This window comes from Streptomyces sp. NPDC030995 (assembly GCF_055571215.1).
Map to the genome: position 1 here is coordinate 1 of NZ_JBVIFS010000020.1, position 17,304 is coordinate 17,304.

Below are 17,304 nucleotides of genomic sequence, written 5' to 3' on the forward strand. Positions count from 1 at the left end.
GCCCGCTGGGCATCGGTCACCGACAACGGCGGAATCTTCGGACCCGGACGACTCATACCGAACTAACGACAAACCTCCGACTCAGGTCACTAGGGGGTCTCTTGCCGATCACGGCAGGATGATCGTGACTCCGCGCCCCGCGGCCGTGCCCATCGTGGCGAGGGCCGCCGGTGCCGCTTCGAGCGGGATCGTCGAGGTGACCAGCAGGTCCGGCCGCAGCGCCCCGCTGCGGACCAGCTCCATCATCGGCGGGTACGCGTGCGCCGCCATCCCGTGGCTGCCGAGGATCTCCAGCTCCCAGCCGATCACCCGGTCCATCGGCAGGACCGCCCCGCCGGTCGCCGCCGGAAGCAGGCCCACCTGCACGTGCCGTCCCCGTCGGCGCAGCCCGCTCACCGAGGCCGCCGCCGTCGCCGGGGACCCCAGTGCGTCGAGCGAGAGGTGCGCGCCGCCGCCGGTCAACTCCCGTACGGCTTCGGCGGTATCGGCACCCGCCCCGGCGTCGACGCAGTGCGCGGCGCCGAACTTCCGCGCCAGTTCCAGCGCCCCCGGCGTCGTGTCCACGGCGACCACCCTGGCCCCGGCCGCCGCCGCGATCATCACGGCGGAGAGCCCCACCCCGCCGCAGCCGTACACGCAGACCCACTCGCCCGCCGCCACCCGCCCCTGCGCGACGACGGCCCGGAACGCCGTCGCGAAGCGGCAGCCGAGCCCGGCGGCCGTCGCGTACGACAGCTCCTCGGGCACGGCCACCAGATTCACGTCGGCGTGGTCCAGGGCCACGTACTGCGCGAAGGACCCCCAGTGCGTGAACCCGGGCTGTGTCTGCCGCGCGCACACCTGGTGGTCACCGGCCGCGCAGTCGGCGCAGCTTCCGCAGGCGCAGACGAACGGCGCCGTGACCCGGTCGCCGACCCGCCAGTTGGCGACCCCGGCCCCCACCGCCTCGACCACACCGGCGAGTTCGTGCCCGGGGACGTGCGGCAGCACGATGTCCGGGTCGTGCCCCATCCACCCGTGCCAGTCGCTGCGGCACAGCCCGGTGGCCTCCACCCGCACCACCACCCCGCCCACCGCCGGGCGCGGGTCGGGGACCTGCCTGACCTCGGCCTGTTCGCCGTACCGCTCGAAGACCACCGCTCGCATGGCTCCCGCCCTCCGCTCGACTGACCGGCACGCTACCCGGCCTTGTCCGGGCAAGGCCCCGGTGGGAGGCTGCGGGGGCGGTGCCGCGTCCGGCGGCATCCGCCCGGACCGTCACCGGCCATCACCGGACCATCAGGGGGATCCATGAACCGCAAGCGCGCGGCCCTCGCCGCCGCCGTCCTGCTCGCTCTCACCGTCACCGTCCTGGGCGCCGGCGCTCAGGCCCAGGCAGCCGCCGGCGAGAAGAAGGTGGAGGTCATCAAGTAGCCCCACGGAGGCAGGGGGAGAGGGAGGGGGGAGGGGACGGCGCCCGGTTCCGTTCACGGTGCGCCCTCCCCGGCCCGGGCGAGGGCCAGTACGCCCGCGCAGATCAGGGCGACGCCCAGCAGCTGGGGGAGTAACCACCAGTCCGACCGCAGGTGTTCCTCGTACAGGATCACGCCCAGCGCGATGCTGACGCCGGCGTCGCCGAGGGTCAGCGCGGGCTGCGAGGCGACCAGCGGGCCGCCCTGCATGGCGTGTTCGAGCAGCAGCAGGGCGCAGATGCCGCTCGCGCCGAAGGCGTACGTCTCCCACGTGGTCAGGAAGGCGCCGATGCCTTCGTCGTCGAGGACGTGCACGGCGGATTTCATCAGGGCGGCGGTGAGCGCGTAGCAGACGGCAGTGGCGGCGCCGAGGCAGCCGGCCCGCGAGCGGCCGGGCGGGCGGCGCAGTCCGGCCACGGCCAGCAGTGCGACGACCACCGCGCAGGCCGCCAGGGCCACCACCCACCGGGCCGGCGGCACGTCCGTACGGTTGCCCTGAGGCGACGCGGCCACCAGCGCGACCCCGAGCCCCGCCACCACCCCGGCCACGGCCAGCCACAACGCCCCCGGCAGCCGCTGCCGCGCCAGGAGCGAGGCGATGAGCAGGGCGAGCGGCAGTTCCAGTACGAACAGCGGCTGTACGAGGGCCAGCGCGCCCGTGGCCAGCGCCGCGGCCTGCCCCGCCCCGGCCGCGATCACGGCCAGGATCCCGCCGAGCCACACCGGCCGGCGCAGCAGGTCGAGGACCAGGCTGAAGCGGAAGCCGTCGCTCTGCGGCACGGTGAGCGCGGCCCGCCGCTGGAGCACGGTGGCGAGCGCGTTGCTGAACGCGGCGAACAGCGCGAAGAGGACCGGCAGGACGACGCCCATGCCCCGATCCTCACCGTGCCCGCCGCCCGTCGGCGCCACGACACCGGGCCGCGGCCGTCGGGCCCGCCGCATTCCCCCGTCCGGACGCGCCGGGACGTGCCGGGACACGGCGGGACACCGCAGGACGTGCCGGGACACGCCGAGACGTGCCAGGACCTGCCGGCACGCGTCCGGACCCGGGGCGCGCACCCGTCAGGAGGCGCTCTTCGTCCGTCCGGCGGCCCGGCGCACGGCGAGTTCCGCCAGGGCCTCGGGGGCGCCGCTCTGGCCGCGGATGCCGGGGAAGGCGTTGATGTCCACGATCAGCGGTGTGCCGCCGCCGGTGTCGATGATGTCCACGCCGTAGACGTCCAGCGCGAACACCGCGCCCACCTCGCGCACCAGACCGGCCCATCCGGAGGGCAGTTCACCGAGGGCCAGCGGCCGGGTGGGGCCGCGCCCCTCGGGCGAGAGCTCCGAGCGGCGCAGGGCCGAGTAGACCTGGTCCCCGATCGCCCACAGCTTGTGGTCCCAGCCGTTGTTGGGCGCGTACGGCTGCACCACGACCGGCTCCTGCGACCAGGCCGCCGCCAACTTCCGCACCGCTTGCGCGTCGTCGGCGCGGGCGACCAGATCGCCCCGGTAGCTGCGCCGGCTCTTGACGACGACGGGGGAGGGGAGCGAGGCCTCCAAGGCCCACGCCGAGAGCGAGCCGTACGTACGCGTGGCGGCGAAGGGCAGCCCGGCCCGCAGGGCGAGCTCGGCCATCTCCGTCCGGTCCTGGCACAGTTCGGTGGCCGCCGCGGAGTTCACCACGGCCGCGCCCCGCCGCTCCAGCTCCCGCGCGAGGTCCAGGGCCTGCGGGGTCCGCGACTTCAGCAGGTACACATCGGCCGGCCGCAGGCAGGCGTCCCCGGGCGCGGCCGGGTCGACCGGTTCGACGACGTGCTCCGCGGCCAGCAGCGCGGTGGCGGCCGCCAGCACCGGATGTCCGGGCTCCGGGGTGATCAGGCCGATCCTCATGCGCTCTCCGCCGTCCCGGCCGAGGCCTGCGCCGGAATCGAGACGGGCCGCGCGTACGAGCGCGCCGCGGGCACCGACGGCGCGACCGGGCCGCCGCCCGCCTTCGCCAGCCCGAGCACCGCCCGGGCCACCCGCGCCGCCGCGTCCGGCACCTGACGGAAGCTCGGGAAGTCGTTCACGTCGACGACGACCGGCCCGTCCGGGCCCAGCAGCACGTCCACGCCGTACAGGTCCAGCCCGTAGACCGCGCCCACCTGGGCGGCGATCGCCGCGACCTCGGCCGACAACGGTACGCGGCGCTCCCGTACGGAGGAGTCCGGGTGCAGGGGGGAGCAGCGCTCGGTCGCGAAGAGCTCCCCGCCGACCGCGTACACCTTGATGTCGGTGCCCGAGTTGGGCACGTAGGGCTGGGCGATGAGCATGCCCTCGCCCGCGAGCGCGGGGAGCACCGCCTCCAGCCGTTCCGGCGAGGACACCAGGTGCACGGCCCGGCCGGAGCTGCCGTCGGCGGGCTTGACGACGAGCGGGTACTCCGCCGCCGGTATCTCCCGGAGCAACTCGGGCCGGGCCACCGCGTACGTGGGCGGTAGTGGGAGCCCCCGGCCGCGGCCGATGGCGGCGGCCAGCGCCTTGTCCCGTACGCCGCGGATGGACCGGGCGTCGTTGACCGTGGTCATGCCGGCCGAGGCCGCGGCTTCCAGCAGGGTCAGACCCGGGCCTCCGGAGACCGTCTTGAGCACCCAGGCGTCGTGCGCGCCCGCGTCCACCACCTCGGTCATGCGCAGCAGCGAGCCGCCCGGGCGCACCACGTCCACCTGGTGTCCCCACGCGGTGAGCTGCCGGATCACCTCGTTCGGCATGCCGTCGTGGCGGTAGTGCTCCTCCACCAGAAAGCAGAGCCTCATGGACCTTCCCCATATTCCCCGGACGTCCGCCGATTCGGTCCGGCGAGTTGTGACGTCACAGGATGGCATGAACCGCAATGTGATGATCGGTCCGCGTGTTCGGGTCGTGCCCGGAAGAAACCCGGATGTGAACGCGGGGAGGGGGCTGCTAGGTTCAGCACGTGCCGAAGCTGAATCAGATCATCGCAGTGGAAAAGGGCGTCAAGTCCAAGTCCCTCCAGGAGCTCACCCAGGCTCACCACGACGTCCAGAAGCCCGCCCTGCTGGCCGGCATCTCCCGGACCTACCAGCCCAAGGACGAGGAGGGCGAGCAGCTGCCGCCCGAGTCCACGCGGGTGCAGGTCAAGGCGGAGGACGTGCTGCGGGCGACGGCCGGGACGCTGACGCGACTGTTCGACGTGACGGCGACCAAGGACTGGGCGAACCGCACCGCGGCCGCCGACGTCGTCGTGGAAGGAACGGTCCTGCTGGCGCAGGTGCCCGTGCCGTATCTGCTCTTCCTGGAGAAGCAGCTCACCGACATGCACACCTTCGTGCGGAAGCTGCCGGTACTGGACGCCTCCGAGTCCTGGAACCTGGACCCGTCCACGGACTCCTGGAAGACGGACCCGGTGCGCACGATCCGCACCAAGAAGGTGCCGCGCAACCACGTCAAGGCCGAGGCCACCGAGAAGCACCCGGCGCAGGTCGAGGTCTACTACGAGGACGTTCCGGTCGGCTATTGGACGACCGTGAAGTTCTCCGGCGCGCTGCCGGCCCGGCGGGTCAACGAGCTGCTCGACCGCGTGGAGAAGCTCCAGCAGGCCGTCAAGTTCGCCCGCGAGGAGGCCAACAGCGCCGAGGTCAGCGACCAGCGGGTCGGGGACGCGGTGTTCGGCTACCTGTTCAGGTAGCCCCGAAAACTCCCCCTGTATGTCTGCAGGGGGTGCGCGAGAGCGCAAGCTGAAACTGATGTTGAAGCTGAACAGGGGTGTCAGTTGGGGGTTCGAATCCCTCCCCCGGCATTGCGTGCCGGGGTGGCCCAAGCCGGTAGAGGCGGCCCCGTAAATCTCAGATTCTCGCTCCAGTCTCAGTATTCGCCGCCGAACACCGGATCGACCGAGCGTGGACGATCATCGATGGATAGGGGTTCAAGTCCCCTCTGTGCCTCTCCTCGTGGCGCGGTAGTTCAAAGGTAGAACACGTCGATCTAAGAATGATCCGCGACTCTTAAACGTGCCGGTGTGCGCAATTGGGTGGCAAACAGGAGCCCGGGAGCTGGATATGCTCCCGGGCTCCGTCACACCCCGCGCCCCGCGCTGCGGCGCGGTCCGGTCAGACCGGTACGGACACGAACGTCCTGCCCGCCTCGTTCTCCACCAGGATGGCCTTGACGTCCGCCTGGTCCACGGCCGCCGAACCGTCCAGCGCCGCGCCCTTGGCCTTGCCGTTCTCCTGGCCCACGACCCAGCCGCCGGCGGTCGTGCGCGTACCGTCCTTGGCGACCACGACCAGCCGGCACCGCTCGCCCTGCGGCACACCCGTGACCGCCGCGTGCAGCCGGACCCACTTCGTCGCCGGAGTCATCTGTACGGTCATCCGCGTGCCCGTGGCCGGATCGACGGCGGAGAGCACCTTCGTCCCGTCGACGGGCCGCGACGGGTCCGGCGAAGCCGTGGGGGACGGCGGCAGCGGCTGGGCGAGGCCCCCCGCGTCATCGGCGCCGAGCTGCGTGCCCGCCCAGAACACGGCCGCCAGCGAGGCCGCCACGGCCAGTCCCGCGAGCCCCGCGCGCCGGCGCCGGGCACCGGCCAGCTCCCCGCGCATCTGCCGCAGGGTGCGCTGGAGCAGCAGGTCGCCGCCCTGCGGCGGCCCGTCGAGGAACGCCTCCTCGGGCACCTCGCCCAAAGCCGCTTCCATCTCGCGCAACGCGGCCACCTCCTCCCGGCACTGCACGCATCCGCTCACGTGCTCCTCGACCCGGCGGACCTCGTCGTCGTCCAGGACGCCGAGCACGTACGGGCCGAGCAGTTCCTCCTCGTGCCGCTGCCGGTTCATGCCACCACCTCACGCAGTCCGGCGGGCTGCTGGGGCGGCCTGCCCGATCGTTTGCCTTCTCTGAACACGCTGTCCCTGAAACCGTCGTCCTTGAACACGTCCCGCAGGGCCTTGAGCGCGTAGTGCGAGCGCGATTTGACCGTACCCGCCGGGATGCCGAGGCTGTCGGCCGCCTCCGCGACGCTGAGCTGCCGGTAGTACAACTCCTTCAGGACGTCCCGGTGTTCCGGCGACAGCTGGTCGAGGGCCCCCAGGACCGTCATGCTGTCCACCACGGAGTCGGCGTGGTCCGCCTCGACCGGGGGAGCGGCCGAGGCCCCGGAGACCTCCGGAGGCCGGGCGGCCCTGGCCCGGTACCGGTCGGTGATGATGTTGCGGGCCACGGTGAGCAGCCAGCCGCGCACCGAGCCCTTTCCGTTGACCAGGACCTCGGAGTGGCGCCAGGCCCGGATGAGCGTCTCCTGGACGACGTCCTCGGCGGCGGCCCGGTCTCCGGTCAGCCGGGTGGCGTACGCGAGCAGGGCGTGACCGTGCTCCTCGTACACCGACTTGATCAGTGCCTCATCGGTCGAGCCCCGCCGAGCGCGGGGCCACAGTGGTCCGGCCATCTCACCCTCTCCGTCTTCCTCGCTTGCGTGGTGCGGTCGGAACACGCCGTCCGGGCGGGATCGGTTCATGTGACCTGCGTCACTCGGGGCTCAGGTCCGGCAGTGGCGGCCTTCGTTGAGGCAGGCGACGACTTCGGCCATCTGCTGCTCGGTCATCGTGTTCACGAACATCGCGTGGTCCGTCTTGGGGCTGTGCCGCTGCTCGGGGAAGGAGTCGAGCGCCAGGGGCGCCCCCGCGGGGACCTCGTAGGCGAGCGAGAGGCGCAGCTCGGGCACCGGGAAGGTGTCCGGCGGGCAGACGCCGTTGCCGGCGGGGAAGCGGAGGTGTGAGCGGTGTCCGGCGCCGGTGGTGTCGATGCCGTTCCAGCAGCTCGGGAAGATCAGGGTGCGGGTGACGCGGTCACCCTCGGGGCAGCGCGGGTAGCGGGTGGTGGACCGGTCGGGGGAGCCCGAACACCCCCAGCGGGCCCGGACGTCGGCGTCGTCTTCCGCCGTGCGGGCGACGGCGTCGCCCGTCATCGCGTGCAGGAAGCGCGGCATCGCCACCACCTTGCTCACCGGGCTGCCGCGGAACTCGACCCGCACCGAGGTCTCCGGCAGGATCTCGCCCGCGTTGCCGTGTCCCGCCGAGATCTCGTACGGGCGGGTGCCCGGCCGGTCCGGCCGCCGCAGGACGGGCCAGTAGTACGTCGAGCGGTCGCCGCCGGTGCAGCTCGTGGCGGCCGCGTCCAGGGAGGCGTCGGTCGACATCGCGTCCGTGGAGAGGTTCCCCACGTACGCGTGCGTGTGGTGGGCGCCGGCCCGCAGGCCGGGCGAGACGACCAGGTTGTCCTCGTTGTAGTGGCCCTGCTCGCCCCGGCCGCAGTCCACCACCATCGAACCGGGCGAGGCGTCGGCGGCCGGGGCGGGGGCGGCGGCGGGGCTGGAGGCGGCGGCCGGGGTGCGTGGGACGTCGCGTATGTCCACGTAGTCGGAGGGCGCCGGGCGGTCGGCCGCCGCCCCGTGGTGCGGGCCGGACGCTCGCGAGGCCCCCAGTACGGCGGCGGTGAGCCCACCGCCCAGGACCAGGCAGATGACAAGAGCGAGCAGTCGGCGTTCGTTCCCCATGGCGGTCACGGTTGCCGGTGTCGCCACCGTCGTCAACCGGGCATCCGCATGGCGGTCGCCGGCCGCCGCACACCCGTCGTCCGCCCGCCTCCCGCCTGTCGCCGGCCTACCGCCCATCCGCCGCCAACGGGGCCGGTTCTGCGCGCAGTTGCTTGCCCGCCGGCGCGGCCGCCGCGCACAGTGGTCCGTATGACATCAGCCGTGACACCCGCCGAGCTCCTGAACGCGTTCGCCCGCACCCGCGCCTCGCTCGACGGCGCCGAGGTCACCTACTGGTGGTCCGGCGATGTCCACTCCTGGGCCCCGGGCGAGCCCTACCGGCGGCTCTTCGGCTTCGAAGGGGTCAACGTCGCCCGCCTCTTCGCCGACGAGGAGAACGGCGGCTACCGGTTCCTCTCCCGGGAAGCCGCGTTCTACCTGGACCCCGGGACCCGGGAGATCCTGGAGACCTGGCAGGACAAGCCGGTGATCCACGTCTGGAACGATCCGGCGAACCAGCACTGGCGGCCGTTCCCGATCCCCGTGACGGACCTGGGCGACCAGCTCTGCTTCAGCCTGGAGATCCCGCTGGCCTACCCCTCGCCCCTGCCGGTCGAGGAGTACCCCGCCCACTCGGCCGACGACACCTACCGGGCGCTGGAGCTCTTCCAGTTCTTCGCGCCCGCGAGCACGCTGACCACCGACGCGGTGAGCGTCCCCGCGACGATGTCCTGGACCCGGATGTCCCCGTGGCTGCCCTGGATGGAACAGGGGCAGCGTCCCGGCGGCCTCACCTTCCACTGCCGCGGCCGCAAACTCGACGCCTACGGCCAGGTTCCCGAGCGCACCCGTGCGTACATTGCCGACCATCACCCCGAATTCGCCCACGCTCCGGAGAAGTGGAGCGAACCCAACGAAACCAGCTGGACGTACTTCCGCAAGCTGTTCCCGCCGCGGTAGCCATCTCGGTATGCGGACCCCCGGGGGGAGCCGCAGGGGGCCGACAAGGGTTTTCCCCGTATCCGGTTCATCCGCGTGTTGCCTACTGTCTGCCCACCGGCGATCTTTCCCTGGCTGAAACGGACCACACGCCAACCCCACATGGCGTGAGTGCCGCACCGCCCGGGGAGCGCCGGGACCGCCGTTGCCCTGCCCCGCCGTCGAGGCCGGGGCAACGTGGCGCGCGGCGGCGGCCGGGGCGAGTTCGACCAGCTCGCTCCCGGCCCCGCAGCCGCCGGTACCTCCCACACTGCACCGACCGGCCGCTCCGGCCTGCCCGGAAACGGCCCGCGAAAGGGAACACCGTGCACGCATCCAGACGTAGGCTCATATCCGTGGTGGCCATGTCGGTCACCCTGCTCGCCGGCTCCGCGACCGCCTCCGTGGCCCTGGCCACCGAGACCCCCGCCGCGGCCCCGGCCGCCACGGTCGCCCCCACCGCGCCGGTCGAGAACCTCATCGTCGGATACAAGTCCTCGGCTTCCGAGGCGAGCTCCAACAGCGCGGCCGCCGACGACGCCAGCGCCAAGGGCAAGAAGGCCGGCAAGAAGGCGAAGTTCGACCGCCGCCTCGGCACCGGAGCCGCCCTGGTCAGCCTCGGCGGCACCGTCGCCCCCGCCGACGCGGCCGACGTGATGGCCCAGTTCCGTGCCGACCCGGACGTCGCCTACGTCGAGCCCGACTCCCGTGCCTACCCCACGGCCGTCACCCCGAACGACACCGAGTACGCCAAGCAGTGGGACCTCTTCGAGCCCACCGCCGGCATGAACGTCCCCGCCGCCTGGGACAAGACGACCGGCTCGGGCGTCACCGTCGCCGTGATCGACACCGGCTACGTCGCGCACTCGGACGTCGCCCCGAACATCGTCGCGGGCTACGACTTCATCGCCAGCTCCTCCGCCGCCCGTGACGGCAACGGCCGCGACAACAACCCCGCCGACGAGGGCGACTGGAACGCCACCGCCGGTGAGTGCGGCGTCGGCTCCAAGGCCAGCGACTCCTCCTGGCACGGCACCCACGTGGCCGGCACCATCGCCGCCGCCACGCACAACTCCAAGGGCGTCGCCGGCATCGCGTACGGCGCGAAGATCCAGCCCGTCCGCGTGCTCGGCAAGTGCGGCGGTGCCACCTCGGACATCGTCGACGCCATCACCTGGGCCTCGGGCGGCACCGTCGCCGGCGTCCCGGCCAACGCCACCCCGGCCAAGGTCATCAACATGAGCCTCGGTGGCTCGGGCGCCTGCACCGCCACCTACCAGAACGCCATCAACGCGGCCGTCGCCCGCGGTACGACCGTGGTCGTCGCCGCCGGCAACAGCAACGCCGACGCGGCCGGCTTCTCGCCCGCCAGCTGCAACAACGTGATCAACGTCGCCGCGAGCAACCGCGCCGGCGACCGCTCGTACTACTCCAACTACGGCGCGATCATCGACGTCGCCGCCCCGGGCGGTGAGACCCGCCGCGCCACCGACACGCCCGGCACCGTCACCACCCCCGAGAACGCCATCCTCTCCACCCTGAACAACGGCGCCACCACCCCCGGCGCCGAGAACTACGAGCCCTACCAGGGCACCAGCATGGCCGCCCCGCACGTCGCGGGCCTCGCCGCCCTGCTGAAGTCGGCGAACTCCTCGCTGACCCCGGCGCAGATCGAGTCCGCGATCAAGGCCAACGCCCGCCCGCTGGCCGGCACCTGCACCGGCGGCTGCGGCACCGGTCTCGCCGACGCCGCCGCTTCCGTGGCCGCGGTGACCTCGACCCCGCCCACCGCGGGCTTCGAGAACACCACGGACTTCGCGATCGGTGACAACACCACCGTGGAGAGCCCGATCACCGTCAGCGGTGTGACCGGCAACGCCCCGGCCACCCTCAAGGTGGGCGTGAACATCGTGCACACCTACATCGGTGACCTGAAGGTCGACCTGATCGCCCCGGACGGCACCGTCTACACCGTGCACAACCGCTCGGGCGGCAGCGCCGACAACATCAACCAGGTCTACACCGTCAACGCCTCCTCCGAGGTCGCGAACGGCACCTGGAAGCTCCGCGTGAACGACAACGCCGGCGGCGACACCGGCAAGATCGACTCCTGGAACCTGACCTTCTAGTCAGCCCGGGAGCCGGCCTCCGGTCCGGCCGCCAAGTCGGCCTGACGGGCCGATAGTACGGACCAAACGAGCCCGTCGGACCTGCTGATACACCGCGTATCGGCAGGTCCGACGGGTTTTCCGGTCACGTGACTGATTTCTGCGTCACAATCAGGGTCCGCCTGCCATCCGACCTCGTATTGTCGCCTCTCACAGGAAAGGCACAGGAGCTGGGGACCGAGAGGCTGGTGGCTGTGCGTGGTGGCGGCGACGGGGCACGCTGACACAAGTGTCGCAAGTGTCGGACACGGTGAACTCATCAAGGCGGTCGACCGCGCGCTGACCACGCACGGCCGGGCGCTCCTCACCGGACCCGCCGGGGCGGGCAAGACCGAGGTGGTCCGCGCCGTCGCGTCGGCGGCCGAATCCCGCCGCGAGGCCGTGCTGCGCCTCGCCCCGGAGGCGGCCGACCAATGGATACCCGAGGCCTCCGCGGCCGCCCTCCTCGCCTCCGTGCCCAGCGCGGCCCTGGAGGAGCTCTCCGGTCCGCAGCGCACCGCCATCGCCCTGCTGCGCCGCGAGGCCGACGCCCCCCGGGCCGGCCGCGACCACATCGCGCTGCGCCTCGCCGTCGTCGAGGTGCTCCGTTCGCTCGCCGCCCGCCACCCCGTCCTGCTCGTCCTGGACAACGCCCAGTGGCTCGACGCCGAGAGCACCGACCTGCTCCGCTTCGCGCTGCGCCTCACCCCGCCCCGCGTACGGGTCCTGGTGGCCGAATGCGTCCAGGGCGGGGCCCCGGTGGGCGAGCCCCTCTGCGGCCCCGGCGTCCCCGTCATACGGGTACCCCCGCTCGGCGCCGACGAAGTCGCCGAACTCCTCGTCCGCCACGGCCTCCCCGCCCGCCTCGCCGGCCGCATCCACCAGGCCAGCGGCGGCAATCCGCGCCTCGCCCTGTCCCTCGGCCACTCCCTCGCCGAAGCCGCCGAGGCCCGTGACTGCAGCGCCCATCACGCCGACCCGCTGCCCGTCTCCGGACAGGCCCGCGAGGTCGCCCGCCGACTCCTCGCCGGGGCTTCCGCGCAGTCCCGCCGCACCCTGCTCCTCGCCGCCCTCGCGGCCCGGCCCACGACCTCCCTGCTGCGCCGGGCCGGCCGCCCCGACGCCGAGGCCGAGCTGGCCGAGGCGGAACGGGCCGCGCTGGTCAGGGTGGGGGAGGACGGCACCGTGGAGTTCACCGCGGGCGCCCTGCCCACCGCGCTCGCCGCCGACGCGGGCTGGCCCGAACGCGCCGCCGGGCACGCGGCCCTGGCCGAGGCCGTCGACGATCCGGTCCAGGCCGTACGCCACCGCGCGCTCGCCGTGGACACCCCCGACCAGTGGCTCGCCGCGGAGATCACCGAGGCCGCCGAGGCCTGCCGCCGCCGCGGCCAGCGGGCCCTCGCCGCCGAACTGGGCCTGCTCGCCGCCGAACGGACGCCGTCCTGGCTGGCCGGCGAGGAACTCGCCCGCCTGGTCACGGCCGCCGAGGACGCCGGCTGGGCCGGCCGCGCCGACCTCGCGCGCCGCGCCGCCCGAGCCGTCCTGGCCCGCGACGCCTCGCCCGCCGACCGGGTACGGGTCCGGCTCGCCGTGATCGACGCCGCCGGGCAGGCCCTCGGCGCACTCGACGAGACCTTCGCCTGTGCCATGGCCGAAGCCGCCGGGGACCCCGCGCTCCAGGCCGCCGTCCAGCTGCGGATCGCCACGAAGCACAACCTCAGCGACGGCGACCCGGTCCGCTCCCGCGACGCCGCGGCCCGGGCCGGGGCCCTCGCCGCACTCGGCGGCGACCAGGTCGCCGAGGCCATGGCCCTGACGGTACGGGCCCGCATGGGCCGCATCCTCGGTGACCCGGGCGCCGAGGCGATCCTCGCCGAGGCCCTCGCCCTGCCCGCCCCCGAGGTACCGCTCGGCATGCGCAACGCGCCCCAGTACCTCGCCGTCCGGCACGCCCTGTTCGACGACAGCCTGGAAGACGCCCGCCGGCAGCTGATGGTCCTGCTGCCCGCCGTCCAGAGCACCGGCTCCGCCGAGGACGTCTTCGAGGTCCTGCGCAGCCTCACCGAGGTGGAACTGCGCAGCGGCCGCTGCGAGGCCGCCTCCGCCCGCGCCCGCCGCGCCCTGGAGCTGACGATAGAGGCGGGCCTCTCACCCGGTCCGGCCTGGTACGTCGCCGCGATGGCGGAGGCCATGGGCGGCAGCTTCGCGCGCGCCGCCGGCTACGCCCGGCGCGGCATCCAGGCCTCGCAGGAGGAGCAGGACCAGGTCTTCCTGTCCCGCAGCCTGCACGCCCTCGGGCTGGTGGAACTGGCCACGGGAGAGGCGGCGAAGGCGGTCGCCACCCTGCGCCGCGTCGCCGAACTGGAGGCAGCCCAGAAGGTGGTGGACCCCTCGATCCTGCGCTGGCACGGGGAGCTCGCCGAGGCCCTGGTCGCCGCGGACGAACCGGGCGAAGCCGCCGAGCTGATCGACTCCGTCCGTACGGTCGCGGTCGGCCTCGGCCGCACCGGGGTGGTCGCCGCGCTCGACCGGGCGCGCGGTCTGTGCCTGTCCGCGCAGGGCGAGGCCGACGCGGCGGTGCACCTGCTCGCATCCACGGCGCAGCGCTTCGACGCCCTCCAGCTGCCGCTGGAACGCGGCCGTACGCTGCTCGCCCTCGCCCGGGTGGAGCGCCGCCGCCGGCGGCGCGCGCCCGCCCGCGACGCGCTCCGGGCGGCGGCCGAGGTGTTCGACCGGGCCGGAGCCGTTCCCTGGACGGAGCTCGCCAGGGAACCGGCTCCGGGAGAGGCGGGCGGTGCGGGCGGTGGGCAGGTGTCGGCGGCCTCGACCCTGACCGAGGCCGAGACCCGCCTCGCGCTGCTGGTCAGCCGGGGTGCCAGCAATCAGGAGGCCGCGGCGAAGCTGTTCCTCAGCGTCAAGACGGTGGAGGCCCGGCTGACCCGTATCTACCAGAAGCTGGACGTGCGCTCCCGGGCCCAGCTGGCCGCCGCGCTCAACGCCCGCTGACGGCCCGCCGACCGCACTCCGGTTCAGCAGCCGAGGTTGTTCCCCGGGGTGACGCCCAGCAGCTGCGTGAAGCTCTGGTACTTCGAGATCCGGCTCTGGACCTGGGCGGGGTTGCCGCCGTTGCACTCCAGGGAGCCGTTGATGGAGCGGATGGTCTCGCCGAAGCCCGCGCCGTTGACCATGGCGGCGTGGGCGGTCATCGTGCCGGGGCCGTTCTGGGTGTTCCAGTACCAGAGCGCCGTCTTCATGGCGACGGCCGGATCCTGTTCCACCAGGTACGGGTTGGCGAGGAGGTTGATGCCGAGGGCGTCACCGGCCGCCTTGTAGTTGAAGTTCCAGCTCAGCTGGATGGGTCCGCGGCCGTAGTACGCGGCCTGGCCCGCGGGACAGCCGTAGGGCTGGCTCGCGTCGCAGTAGTGGGGGTAGTTGGCGGTGTTCTGCTCGACGATGTGCACGAGGCCGCCCGTCTCGTGCGAGACGTTGGCGAGGAAGGCCGCGGCCTCGCGCCGCCGCACGGTGTCGTCGCCGGTCTTGGCGAAGCCGGGGTAGGCGGACAGGGCCGAGACCAGGCCGTTGTACGTGTAGAAGGGGTTCCGGTTCGGGAACATCTGGTTGAACTGGGCTTCGGAGACCACGAATCCGGACGGGTCGACAGGACCGGGGTCCGGGTCCTGGCCCCCGCCGCCGCAGACGCCCTGGTCCGACCAGACGCCCCACTGGCCGGTGGTTCCGGGCGTCTCGCCCTGAGTCCACCACTTGGCCTGCCAGTTGTGTCCGCCGTACGAGGCGCTCATGCCGTTCGTGTAGACGCCAGACGAGGCCCAGGGGCCGGCGCAGGCGGCGGCCGCGGCGGCGGGGGAGGAGGGGAGGGCGATGGCGAGGCCGACCGTGACGGCCGCGGCGGCGGCCAGTGAGAGGGCACGGCGGCGAAGCGCACGTATCACGTAACTGCTCCTTCAGTGGGGGGAATTGCCGTGGGGGCAACGGTGCCCACTGAAGCGAAAATGGTCTGAACCTGTCAAGGTCTAGACCAAACGAAAAACCCCGGTGTCACGCGTGATGCGTGACATCGGGGCGCGGCGGCGTCGGTCAGCTGCCCTGGGAGACGTTGCCCGAGAGGATCGGGATGTTGCTGGCGATGTGCGAGGCGGAGTCGTCGCCCTTCGCCTGGGTGGAGTTCTCGGCGCACTGCTGGTTCTGCGGGTTATCCTCCCTCACCCGGGTGGCCCAATGCCGCGGTCCCGCCGCCGCGGCGGCGAGACCGAATCTCCTTGTGTTCCGAAGTGCTCCGAAGTGCTTCCGAGTCCGGAGGGTCAGCCGGTCTTGCGGCGGACCTTCTTGTTCTTGCCGCCGGGGCCGCTGCTGGAACCCTGGACCTTCGCCCGGCTCTGGTGCGCCTGCTGGGACTGCGCGTTCGCGGCGTTGCGCTCCAGCGCCTCCCGGAACTTGCGCTTGGCCGCGTCGGCCGGGGATTCGTCCTGCGGGGTGTCTGTTTCGTCAGCCATTTGTCCTCCTGGGGTGATCAAGCCGTTTCAGTCTGTCAGGTGACGTCCCCGCTGACCAGCGAGTTCGTCGAGATCCCAAGGAGGGCTTTGGGGGGCCATAAGTTTTGATTATGACGGCATAAGGTGAAACCGGGTGCCGGGTTAGGCTTACCTTCGTTTAGGGTTTCCCTTGATCCATCTTGCCGTCGCTCGAAGGGAAACCCTGCCATGCCTCGCCCTCTCCGGGTAGCAATCGTCGGTGCCGGCCCCGCCGGAATCTACGCCGCCGACGCGCTGCTGAAGTCCGAGGCCGCCGCCGAGCCCGGTGTCTCCATAGACCTCTTCGAGCGGATGCCCGCCCCCTTCGGCCTGATCCGGTACGGCGTCGCCCCCGACCACCCGCGGATCAAGGGCATCATCACCGCCCTGCACCAGGTGCTCGACAAGCCGCAGGTCCGCCTCTTCGGCAACGTCGACTACCCGAACGACATCAGCCTCGACGAGCTGCACTCCTTCTACGACGCCGTGATCTTCTCCACCGGAGCCACGGCCGACCGCGCGCTCACCATCCCGGGCGTCGAGCTCGACGGATCCTACGGCGCCGCCGACTTCGTCTCGTGGTACGACGGCCACCCGGACGTCCCGCGCACCTGGCCGCTGGAGGCGGAGAAGGTCGCCGTGCTCGGCGTCGGCAACGTCGCCCTCGACGTCGCGCGCATCCTCGCGAAGACGGCCGACGAGCTGCTGCCGACCGAGATCCCGGCGAACGTCTACGACGGCCTCAAGGCGAACAAGGCGCTCGAAGTGCACGTTTTCGGGCGCCGCGGTCCGGCCCAGGCCAAGTTCAGCCCCATGGAGCTGCGGGAACTGGACCACTCGCCCAACATCGAGGTCATCGTCAATCCCGAGGACATCGACTACGACGACGGCTCCATAGCCACGCGCCGCGCCAACAAGCAGGCCGACATGGTCGCCAAGACCCTGGAGAACTGGGCGATCCGGGACATCGGCGAGCGCCCGCACAAGCTGTTCCTGCACTTCTTCGAGTCGCCCGTCGAGGTGCTCGGCGAGGACGGCAAGGTCGTCGGTCTGCGCACCGAGCGCACCGAACTCGACGGCACCGGCAACGTCAAGGGCACCGGCCAGTTCACCGACTGGGACGTCCAGTCCGTCTACCGGGCCGTGGGATACCTCTCGGACGAACTGCCCAAGCTCCCCTGGGACGTGGCCTCCGGCACGGTCCCGGACGAGGGCGGCCGCGTGATCGAAGCCGGCGCCCCCCTCCAGTCCACGTACGTGACCGGCTGGATCCGGCGCGGACCGGTCGGCCTGATCGGCCACACCAAGGGCGACGCGAACGAGACCGTCGCGAACCTGCTGGCCGACCACGCGGACGGCCGCCTGAGCACGCCCGCCTCCCCGGCGCCGGAGGCCGTCGAGGCCTTCCTCGCCGAGCGCAGCGTCCGCTACACGACGTGGGAGGGCTGGCACCGGCTGGACGCGGCCGAGAAGGCCCTCGGCGAGCCCCAGGGCCGCGAGCGCGTGAAGATCGTCGAGCGCGAGGACATGCTCGACGCGAGCGGCGCGTAGTGGCAGCGGGGGGGGGGGGGGGGGGGGCCCCCCCCCCCCCCCCCCCCCCCCCCCCAAAAAACAACCCCCCCCCCCCCCCCGGGCGTCGCCCACCCCACCCCCCCCCCCCCACCCCCCAAACGCCGACGGGTTTCCACCCC

General features: G+C 72.7%; 15 protein-coding genes and 1 pseudogene. 6 read left to right on the forward strand and 10 right to left on the reverse strand.

The genetic code is table 11. The features are described from left to right. Positions 1–108: 108 nt before the first annotated feature. Positions 109–1,146: a zinc-dependent alcohol dehydrogenase family protein gene (locus ACZ45T_RS26240; protein WP_468445339.1), complete on the reverse strand. Its 1,038-nt coding sequence runs from the start codon at positions 1,144–1,146 to the stop codon at positions 109–111. Positions 1,147–1,290: 144 nt separating this feature from the next. On the opposite strand from ACZ45T_RS26240, the gene ACZ45T_RS26245 reads away from it, so the two are divergent. Further along, positions 1,291–1,413: a hypothetical protein gene (locus ACZ45T_RS26245; RefSeq protein WP_468445341.1), complete on the forward strand. Its 123-nt coding sequence runs from the start codon at positions 1,291–1,293 to the stop codon at positions 1,411–1,413. A gap of 53 nt (positions 1,414–1,466) precedes the next feature. Here the strand turns inward: ACZ45T_RS26245 and ACZ45T_RS26250 are convergent, their stop codons facing one another. From ACZ45T_RS26250 to ACZ45T_RS26260, 3 genes are all read right to left on the reverse strand, one after another. Beyond that, a complete protein-coding gene (locus tag ACZ45T_RS26250) occupies positions 1,467–2,321 on the reverse strand; it encodes a DMT family transporter (protein ID WP_468445343.1) in 855 nt (284 codons plus the stop codon). Between the two features lie 192 nt (positions 2,322–2,513). Continuing rightward, complete coding sequence (locus ACZ45T_RS26255) at positions 2,514–3,323, reverse strand: ATP-grasp domain-containing protein (protein ID WP_468445345.1); 810 nt, start codon at positions 3,321–3,323, stop codon at positions 2,514–2,516. Beyond that, a complete protein-coding gene (locus tag ACZ45T_RS26260) occupies positions 3,320–4,228 on the reverse strand; it encodes an ATP-grasp domain-containing protein (RefSeq protein WP_468445347.1) in 909 nt (302 codons plus the stop codon). The genes ACZ45T_RS26255 and ACZ45T_RS26260 overlap by 4 nt, the downstream gene beginning before the upstream one ends. Before the next feature lie 161 nt (positions 4,229–4,389). Between ACZ45T_RS26260 and ACZ45T_RS26265 the strand changes: the two genes are divergently transcribed. Then, positions 4,390–5,121: a DUF7873 family protein gene (locus ACZ45T_RS26265; protein WP_468445349.1), complete on the forward strand. Its 732-nt coding sequence runs from the start codon at positions 4,390–4,392 to the stop codon at positions 5,119–5,121. A 421-nt stretch (positions 5,122–5,542) separates the two neighbouring features. Here the strand turns inward: ACZ45T_RS26265 and ACZ45T_RS26270 are convergent, their stop codons facing one another. From ACZ45T_RS26270 to ACZ45T_RS26280, 3 genes are all read right to left on the reverse strand, one after another. Next, positions 5,543–6,265 (reverse strand): anti-sigma factor, encoded by a 723-nt coding sequence (locus ACZ45T_RS26270; protein ID WP_468445351.1) that lies wholly within the window; start codon positions 6,263–6,265, stop codon positions 5,543–5,545. Then, the gene (locus ACZ45T_RS26275; protein WP_468445353.1) at positions 6,262–6,873 is read right to left on the reverse strand and encodes a sigma-70 family RNA polymerase sigma factor; all 612 of its coding nucleotides are present in this window, start codon (positions 6,871–6,873) and stop codon (positions 6,262–6,264) included. The genes ACZ45T_RS26270 and ACZ45T_RS26275 overlap by 4 nt, the downstream gene beginning before the upstream one ends. A gap of 90 nt (positions 6,874–6,963) precedes the next feature. Beyond that, positions 6,964–7,980, reverse strand: a complete 1,017-nt coding sequence (locus ACZ45T_RS26280) for a DUF1996 domain-containing protein (protein ID WP_468445355.1) — start codon at positions 7,978–7,980, stop codon at positions 6,964–6,966. Between the two features lie 189 nt (positions 7,981–8,169). Here ACZ45T_RS26280 and ACZ45T_RS26285 point away from each other — a divergent pair, with 189 nt between their 5' ends. The 3 genes from ACZ45T_RS26285 to ACZ45T_RS26295 all read left to right on the forward strand — a co-directional run bounded on the left by ACZ45T_RS26285 (position 8,170) and on the right by ACZ45T_RS26295 (position 14,090). Continuing rightward, positions 8,170–8,919, forward strand: a complete 750-nt coding sequence (locus ACZ45T_RS26285; protein WP_468445357.1) for a DUF1838 family protein — start codon at positions 8,170–8,172, stop codon at positions 8,917–8,919. Between the two features lie 383 nt (positions 8,920–9,302). After that, complete coding sequence (locus ACZ45T_RS26290; protein WP_468445574.1) at positions 9,303–11,066, forward strand: S8 family peptidase; 1,764 nt, start codon at positions 9,303–9,305, stop codon at positions 11,064–11,066. A gap of 237 nt (positions 11,067–11,303) precedes the next feature. Continuing rightward, the gene (locus tag ACZ45T_RS26295) at positions 11,304–14,090 is read left to right on the forward strand and encodes a helix-turn-helix transcriptional regulator (protein WP_468445359.1); all 2,787 of its coding nucleotides are present in this window, start codon (positions 11,304–11,306) and stop codon (positions 14,088–14,090) included. 23 nt (positions 14,091–14,113) lie between these two features. Here ACZ45T_RS26295 and ACZ45T_RS26300 read toward each other — a convergent pair whose 3' ends face one another. The 3 genes and pseudogenes from ACZ45T_RS26300 to ACZ45T_RS26310 form a co-directional block, all read right to left on the reverse strand. Beyond that, positions 14,114–15,034 (reverse strand): glycoside hydrolase family 19 protein, encoded by a 921-nt coding sequence (locus ACZ45T_RS26300; protein ID WP_468445361.1) that lies wholly within the window; start codon positions 15,032–15,034, stop codon positions 14,114–14,116. Positions 15,035–15,179: 145 nt separating this feature from the next. Beyond that, a pseudogene (locus ACZ45T_RS26305) lies at positions 15,180–15,296 on the reverse strand (rodlin); the annotation flags it as partial. A 107-nt stretch (positions 15,297–15,403) separates the two neighbouring features. Next, positions 15,404–15,595, reverse strand: coding sequence for a DUF5302 domain-containing protein (locus ACZ45T_RS26310; protein WP_326586398.1), 192 nt, complete (start codon positions 15,593–15,595; stop codon positions 15,404–15,406). A 207-nt stretch (positions 15,596–15,802) separates the two neighbouring features. On the opposite strand from ACZ45T_RS26310, the gene ACZ45T_RS26315 reads away from it, so the two are divergent. Then, positions 15,803–17,164, forward strand: a complete 1,362-nt coding sequence (locus ACZ45T_RS26315) for an FAD-dependent oxidoreductase (protein ID WP_468445364.1) — start codon at positions 15,803–15,805, stop codon at positions 17,162–17,164. Positions 17,165–17,304: the final 140 nt, after the last annotated feature.